The sequence below is a fragment of the Blastococcus sp. SYSU DS0533 genome (genome assembly GCF_054050775.1).
This window is the reverse complement of record NZ_JBJGZZ010000019.1, coordinates 70101-77339: the sequence shown is the minus strand read 5'-3', so window position 1 is coordinate 77339 and position 7239 is coordinate 70101. Positions and strand designations below refer to the sequence as shown.

The following is a 7239-nucleotide window of genomic DNA, read 5'->3' as shown; positions in this document are numbered from 1 at the left end:
CACCCATCTGCTCGGCACCCGCGGCCACCGTCTGCACGCTCCGGCTGACCTCCTCCGCGGCACCGGACACCACACCCGACTGCGCCGAGGTCTCCTCCGCACCCGCCGAGATCTGCGCCGAGCTGGCCGACAGCTCCTCCGAGCTCGCCGCCACCGCATCCGCCGAGGCGGCGACGGAGGCGAGAACCTGCCGCAGGCTCGCCTGCGCGGCATCCAGCGATGCCGCCATCTGGCCGACCTCGTCGCGGGAGCTGACGCCGGTGGCGACGGTCAGGTCGCCCTGTGCGAGCGCTTCGAGCGCCTCCTTGACCCGCTGGACCGGCCGGGTGACCGAGCGCATGGTCAGCACGCTGAGGCCGATGATGAGAAGGATGCCGACGGCGGCCGCGACCACCGAGACGGTGGCGGCCTGCGCGAGCGCGTCGTCCAGGCGCACCTGGGCGGCGTCGCTCTCCTCAGCCAGCACGTCCTTGGCCTCGCTGACAGCCCCGTCGGACAGGTCGTTGGCCGCCTGGATCTCCTCCCAACGGCCCCGCATGGCCGCAGGGTCGACGACCGCGAGGTCGACCCAGGCGGAGATGGCGTCGGTGTAGGCGCCGAACCTCTCGGCCAGGCCGGCCACCGAGTCAGCCGCGCGGCCGGTCAGCGGGATGGTGGCCAGCTCGGCCAGCATCGCCTCGGGGGTGGCGATGTCCTCGGCGAGCTCGGCACGCTGCGCCTCGGGGTCCTCCCGGACCAGCGTCTTGAACCCGTCCACCTTGAGCTCGCTGGCCCGGGTATCCAGCTGCAGCACCAGCTCCTGTGCCCCGTTGAGGTGCGCGAGCTCGGTGTCGGCGTCGCGCACCGAGGCGTTGCCGATGACCACGGCGGACAGCAAGCCGGCGAAGGCGGTGACGACGACCGCGATCAGGATGCCGAACTTCGTGCCGAGGCGGCGGTCGGCGAACCATCCGGCACGCCGCCGGGCATCGGGGGAGGGGGTGGGTGCGTGCACGGTGGACCGTCCTGGGAGAGGGGGACGCCGGTGTGGCGGTCGCCTCAGTGTGGTGACTCCACCCACCGCCCGGACCGGTCCCGAACGTTCGGATCGGAATCGTGACGGGACCATCCGGTCAGCAGCCCGGAACGGCGACGAATCGACGTCGCCGGACCGCTCACCGCCGATCCGCGGGTGGGCCGCGTGCACGTTTCGCCCTGGTTCGGGCGCCGTTGTCGACACCGAGGCAGGGTGACCGCCGCACGGCGATCCGGTCGTCCCCGGTGGCGGCCCGACACGCAGACCGCGGGATCTCAGCGCAGCCGGTCGGCGAGCGCCCCGAGGAGGTCGACGACGGCGTCCGGGCCGGCGATGCGGTGGCGGGCCACCGTCTCACCCGCGCCCACCTTGACCGTCAGGTCATCCGGTCCGAGCACGCGGAAGGCGTCCTCGTCGGTGACGTCGTCGCCCAGGTAGAGCGCCGCGGCGGCGCCCAGCTCCTCGACCAGCCGCTGCACCGCTGCTCCCTTGTGCGCGTCGGTGACCGCCACCTCGAGGACGTCCTTGCCCGGCTTCAGCGTCAGTGACGGATCCACCGACTGGCCCGCCTGCTCCAGCAGCTCGGCGGCGCGAGCCCGGTCGGCGACCTGACGCACGTGGACGGCGACGCTGGCCGGCTTCGACTCCAGGCGGGCGCCGGGCGTGCCCTCGACCAGCGGCCGCAGGACGTCGGCGAGCTCGTCCCGGCGGCCGGCGTCGGCACCGGCGAGCGGGCCGTCGAACTCCGCCCCGTGGCTGCCGATCCAGCGGAAGTCGCCGTCCAGCCCGCTGGTGCGGCGCAGGTCGTCGAGGCCGCGGCCGCTGACCAGGGCGACCGTGACGCCGTCGGCCGCAGCCAGCCGCGACAGCACCTCGGCGACCCCCGGCTGGGGGACGGCGGCCGACGGGTCGTCGCGGAGCGGAGCCAGGACGCCGTCGTAGTCGGTGGCCACCAGGAGGGGCCGGCGGGCGGCGAAGGCCGTCAGCGCCTCGTCGAGCCCCGGGGAGATCACGCCTGCCGCCGCAGCGCCTCGAAGAACGAGCTCGCCCAGTGGTCGAGGTCGTTGCGGAACAGGTGGCGGCGCATGGTGCGCATCCGCTTGGCCGCCTCCTCCGGTTCGATGCGCAGGGCCCGTACCAGCTGGTTCTTGACGCCGGCGATGTCGTGCGGGTTGACCAGGAACGCCTGCCGGAGCTCGGCGGCGGCGCCGGCGAACTCCGACAGCACCAGCGCGCCGCCGAGGTCACCGCGCGCGGCGACGTACTCCTTGGCCACCAGGTTCATGCCGTCGCGGTACGGCGTCACGAGCATGACGTCGGCGGCCCGGTACAGCGCGGCGAGCTCCTCGCGCGGCATCGACTGGTTGAAGTAGTGGACGGCGGGGCCGGCGATGGACCCGTAGACGCCGTTGATGTGGCCGACCTGCTGCTCGATGGTCTCGCGCATGTGCACGTAGTGCTCGACGCGCTCCCGGCTGGGGGTCGCCACCTGCACGAGGACGGTCTCCGGTGCCTCGACCGCGCCGTCCTCGAGCAGCTCCTGGAAGGCGTTGAGCCGGACGCTGATGCCCTTGGTGTAGTCGAGCCGGTCGACGCCCAGGATGATCTTCGCCGGGTTGCCCAGCTCGGCGCGGATCTCCTGGGCCCTGGCGATGACCGCGGGGGAGGAGGCGAGCTCGTCGAAGGCCCGCACGTCGATGGAGATTGGGAACGCCTTGGCCACCACCGTGCGGCCGTCGTACTCGATCTGGTCGCGCCTGCAGTGCAGGTCGTGCAGCCGCCGCGAGAGCTGGACGAAGTTCACCGCCGCGGACGGCCGCTGGAAGCCCACCAGGTCCGCGCCGAGCAGCCCCTCGACGATCGCCGACCGCCACGGGAGCTGCGTGAACAGCTCGTACGGCGGGAAGGGGATGTGCAGGAAGAAGCCGATGGTCAGGTCGGGGCGCTGCTGGCGCAGCATCGCCGGGACGAGCTGCAGCTGGTAGTCGTGGACCCAGACGATGGCGCCCTCGGCGGCCACGGCCGCGGCGCGCTCGGCGAACCGCTTGTTGACCTGCACGTAGGTGTCCCACCAGGCCCGGTGGTACTCCGGCTTCTCGACCACGTCGTGGTAGAGCGGCCACAGCGAGGCGTTGGACATGCCCTCGTAGTAGCGGTCGACCTCTTCCTCGCTGAGCTCGACGGGGATCAGCGACATGCCCCCGGACTCGAACGGCTCCGGCGCCTCACCGGCGGAGCCCGACCAGCCCACCCAGGCTCCACCGCGCCCGGCGACGAACGGCTCCAGCGCGGTGACCAACCCACCCGGGCTGCGCTGCCACCGCGTGCTGCCGTCGGGATCGGTGACCTGGTCGACCGGGAGCCGGTTGGCGACCACGACCACGGGGCTGTCCGCCCCGACCCTCTGCTCCGCGTTGTCGGCCATACCGCCCCGACCCTATCCAGCGCGGAGCCGCTCCGCTGGTCGGGGCGGTTCAGACCACCCGGCCGAGCAGGAACCCGCCCGCCGCGGCGGCCACCCCCAGGAGCACGGTGGCGAGGACGTAGGCCGCGGCGCGGGCCGGCGCGCGGCCCTCGGCGAGCCGGACGACCTCGGTGCCGAACGTGGAGAACGTGGTCAGGGTGCCGCAGAAGCCGACGCCCACCAGTGCCGTCAGCCAGGCCGGGACGGCCGCGGCACCCAGGAGCAGGCCGAGCAGGGCGCTGCCGCCCACGTTGACCGACAGCGTGCCCAGGACGCTCCCCGGGCCCCGACGGTTCACGGCGACCCGCTCGGCGAGCAGGCGCAGCGGTGCGCCCACCAGGGCCCCGGCGACGACCAGCCAGGGCGTCACCGGGGCGCCCCGGCGAGGGCGCGGCCGGCCACGGTGCCGGCCGCGGCGGCCGCGACGCCCCCGAGCACCGAGAGCAGGACGTACCCGACGGCGGTGCCCGGGGCGCCGGCGTCGGCCAGCTGCACGACCTCGACAGCGAAGGTGGAGTACGTGGTGAAGCCGCCGAGCACGCCGACGCCCAGGAAGGGGCGGATCCACGGTGCCCCCGGTGCGCGGGCTGCGAGGACCGCCGTCAGCGCGCCCAGGAGCAGGCAGCCGGTCAGGTTGACGGCGAGCGTCGCCCAGGGCAGTCCGGTGGGGGAGTGCGGGAACGCCTCGCCCAGCCCCCAGCGCGCGAGCGCGCCCAGCGCACCGCCGAGCGCGGCCAGCAGGTACGCCATGTGACCTGGCTCCCCTCCCGGTCCGGACGTCGGGCAGCATGCCCCCGGGGAGGGTCGCACGTGCGCGATCCCGAGCAGGGGAGGACGCCGTGGGACCGCTGGAGGGCGTGCAGGTCGTCGAGTTCGCCGGGCTGGGGCCGGGCCCGTTCTGCGGGATGCTGCTGGCCGACCTCGGGGCCGACGTCGTCCGCATCGACCGCCGGGGGCGCCGCGGCGGGTTGCTGGGTTCCCTGGGCGCGACCTCCCTGCTCGACCGCGGCAAGCGCTCGATCGCCCTCGACCTGAAGGACCCGGTCGACCTCGGCGTCGTGCGGGCGCTGGTGCGGCGGGCCGACGTGCTGCTGGAGGGCTTCCGGCCCGGCGTCATGGAGCGGCTGGGGCTCGGCCCCGACGAGCTGCTGGGGGAGAACCCGGCGCTGGTCTACGGCCGGATGACCGGTTGGGGGCAGACCGGGCCGCTCGCGCACAGCGCCGGTCACGACATCGGGTACATCGCGCTCACCGGCGCGCTGGGAGCCAGCGGCCGCCCGGACGAGGTGCCGGCCCCGCCGATGAACCTGCTCGGCGACTTCGGGGGCGGCGGGGTGTTCCTGGCCCTCGGTGCGCTGGCGGCGCTGATCCGCGCGCGGGCCACGGGGGAGGGGCAGGTGGTGGACGCGGCGATCGTCGACGGCACCGCCGTCCTGACCACGATGATCCACGGGATGCTCGACGCCGGCGTGTGGACCGACCGGCGCGGCCGCAACCTGCTCGACACCGGCGCGCCGTTCTACGACGTCTACCGCTGCGCCGACGGGCAGTTCCTCGCCGTGGGGGCGCTCGAGGAGCAGTTCTACGCGGCGCTGCTGGACGGGCTGGGGCTGACCGGCGACGAGACGCTGCCCCGGCGGGAAGACCCCCGCCAGTGGCCGGCTCTCCGGGAGCGGTTCGCGGCCGTCTTCGCCTCCCGCACCCGCGCCGAGTGGTGGCAGGTCTTCGAGGGCACCGACGCCTGCGTGGCGCCGGTCTGGTCGCTGGTGGAGGCGACGGAGGACCGGCACAACGTCGCGCGGGGGGTGTTCGTGGAGGTCGACGGCGTCCGGCAGCCCGACGTCGCCCCGCGGTTCTCGCGCACGCCGGGTGCCGTGGGTCGTGTGCCGCGGGCGGGGGAGCACAGCGAGGAGATCCGCGCCGAGCTCGGGCTCTGAGCGCCGTCCCGGCTCACCCGGTGGCGTCCTGGCTCACTGTCGACACCGAGCCAGGATCCCTTGGTGATCAGGTCACCCGATCATCCAGCACAGGAGCTGGTCAGCCGCGGCGGCGGGTCTCGGGGAAGAGCAGGTCGACGAAGCGCTCGGCGGTCGGCTGGGGCTCGTGGTTGGCCAGCCCCGGCCGCTCGTTGGCCTCGATGAAGACGTACTCGGGCCCGGCGACGTCGGGCACGAGGAAGTCGACCCCCGTCACCGGGATGTCCAGAGCCGCGGCCGCGCGCACCGCGGCATCGGCGATCTCCGGGTGCAGCCGGTCGGTGACGTCCTCGATCGTGCCCCCGGTGTGCAGGTTCGCCGTCCGCCGGACCTGGATCCGCTCACCGTTGCGGGGGACGTCGTCCAGGTCGTAGCCGGCCGCGGCGATGACCTCGACGGTGGTGTCGTCCAGCGGGATCCGTGACTCGCCGCCGGTCGCCCGCTCCCGGCGGCGGCTGGTGGAGCGGACCAGGTCGGCGACGGTGCTCCGGCCGTCCCCGATGATCTCCGCCGGCCGCCGGACCGCCGCCGCGACCACCTCCCGGTCGATGACGACGACGCGCAGGTCCTCGCCGGGCACGAGCTCCTCCACGAGGACGTCGGGGCAGAACTGGGCCGCGTGCTGGACCGCGCGCTGCAGGGCGGCGTCGCCCTTGACCCCGACGGTGATGCCCTTGCCCTGCTCACCCCGCGCGGGCTTGACGACGACGGCGTCCACCTCGCGCAGCAGGGCCGAGGCGGCCGCCAGGTCATCCGCGGTGGCACGGGCGCCGCGGGGGACCCGGACGCCGGCCCGCTCCATGATGCGGCGGGTGACGCGCTTGTCGTCGCAGCGGCTCATCGCGACCGCGGTGGTGAACTCCGAGAGCGACTCGCGGGTGAGCACGGTCCGGCCACCGACCGACAGCCGCATCTCACCCCACTCGGCGTCCGTGACCTCGACCCGGATGCCCCGGCGCAGCGCCTCCTCGGCGATGATCAGCGCGTACGGGTTCAGGTTCTCCAGGCCGGGGGGCCGGGCGGCGAACAACGGCGTGTTGATCGGGTTCTTCCGCTTGACGCAGACCGCCGACACCCGGGTGAACCCGAGCTTGCGGTACAGGGCGATGGCGCCGCTGTTGTCGTGCATGACGGAGAGGTCGAGGTAGGAACGGCCACGGCCGACGTAGCGCTCGGCGAGCACCCGCACCAGCGCCTCACCCGTCCCGGGCGGGGCGTCCTGGTTGTGCACGGCCAGGCACCACAGGCTGGTCCCGCCCTCGGGGTCGTCGAAGGCCAGGACGTGGTCGACGCCGGTGACCGTGCCGACGACGGCACCCGTCCGCCGGTCCTCTGCCACCAGGTAGGTGAAGCAGCGGGTGCGGTGGTTGCGCCACATGACGTCGGCGTCGCCCACGACCATGCCGTTGAGGGCGTAGATCTCGTTGATCCGCTCCATGTCCGCGCGCGAGGTCGCGGTGCGGACGAACACCCCCCGGATGAGGTCGTGGCGCGGCCGGTACCGGTGCAGGTCCAGCCGGTAGGTGTAGCTCGGGTCGATGAACAGCTCGTCCGGCGCGAGCCCGACCAGCACGTGCGGGTCCCGGGGGTAGATGCAGATGTCGCGCTCGCCGGTCTCCTCGGCGCGCAGCGCGTCGACGATGCCCCGCAGGTCGGAGAAGGTCTGGCCGTAGACCAGCCGTCCCCACCCCATGTCCAGCACGACGTCGGACCGCATGCCCTGCAGCTGGTGCTCCGACGGCTCACGCCACGAGTGGTCGGTCAACGCGGGCGTGCTGGCCACC

7 protein-coding genes are annotated in these 7239 nt (G+C 74.0%); 1 reads left to right on the top strand and 6 read right to left on the bottom strand.

The window, feature by feature from the left end:
- The 5 genes from ACI79W_RS18120 to crcB all read right to left on the bottom strand — a co-directional run.
- Positions 1–994 (bottom strand): HAMP domain-containing protein (locus ACI79W_RS18120; RefSeq protein ID WP_456563485.1); only part of this gene is annotated, 994 nt, incomplete at its 3' end.
- Between the two features lie 296 nt (positions 995–1290).
- Entirely contained in the window at positions 1291–2028 is a 738-nt protein-coding gene (otsB, locus tag ACI79W_RS18115) for a trehalose-phosphatase (RefSeq protein WP_456563484.1), read from the bottom strand.
- Positions 2025–3440 (bottom strand): alpha,alpha-trehalose-phosphate synthase (UDP-forming), encoded by a 1416-nt coding sequence (locus tag ACI79W_RS18110; RefSeq protein ID WP_456563483.1) that lies wholly within the window; start codon positions 3438–3440, stop codon positions 2025–2027. The genes otsB and ACI79W_RS18110 overlap by 4 nt, the downstream gene beginning before the upstream one ends.
- A 49-nt stretch (positions 3441–3489) precedes the next feature.
- On the bottom strand, positions 3490–3849 hold the full coding sequence (locus ACI79W_RS18105; RefSeq protein ID WP_456563482.1) for a fluoride efflux transporter FluC: 360 nt from the start codon (positions 3847–3849) through the stop codon (positions 3490–3492).
- Positions 3846–4229: a fluoride efflux transporter CrcB gene (gene crcB, locus ACI79W_RS18100; RefSeq protein ID WP_456563481.1), complete on the bottom strand. Its 384-nt coding sequence runs from the start codon at positions 4227–4229 to the stop codon at positions 3846–3848. Before crcB ends, ACI79W_RS18105 begins: the two co-directional genes overlap by 4 nt.
- An 89-nt stretch (positions 4230–4318) precedes the next feature.
- Between crcB and ACI79W_RS18095 the strand changes: the two genes are divergently transcribed.
- A complete protein-coding gene (locus ACI79W_RS18095) occupies positions 4319–5416 on the top strand; it encodes a CaiB/BaiF CoA transferase family protein (RefSeq protein WP_456563480.1) in 1098 nt (365 codons plus the stop codon).
- A 100-nt stretch (positions 5417–5516) separates the two neighbouring features.
- Here the strand turns inward: ACI79W_RS18095 and ngg are convergent, their stop codons facing one another.
- Complete coding sequence (gene ngg, locus ACI79W_RS18090) at positions 5517–7238, bottom strand: N-acetylglutaminylglutamine synthetase (protein WP_456563479.1); 1722 nt, start codon at positions 7236–7238, stop codon at positions 5517–5519.
- Position 7239: the final 1 nt, after the last annotated feature.

Excerpts from the sequence above, each read along its gene's own strand:
- ACI79W_RS18110 (WP_456563483.1), bottom strand. The coding sequence starts at position 3,440 with ATGGCCGACAACGCGGAGCAGAGGGTCGGGGCGGACAGCCCCGTGGTC.
- crcB (WP_456563481.1), bottom strand. The coding sequence starts at position 4,229 with ATGGCGTACCTGCTGGCCGCGCTCGGCGGTGCGCTGGGCGCGCTCGCG.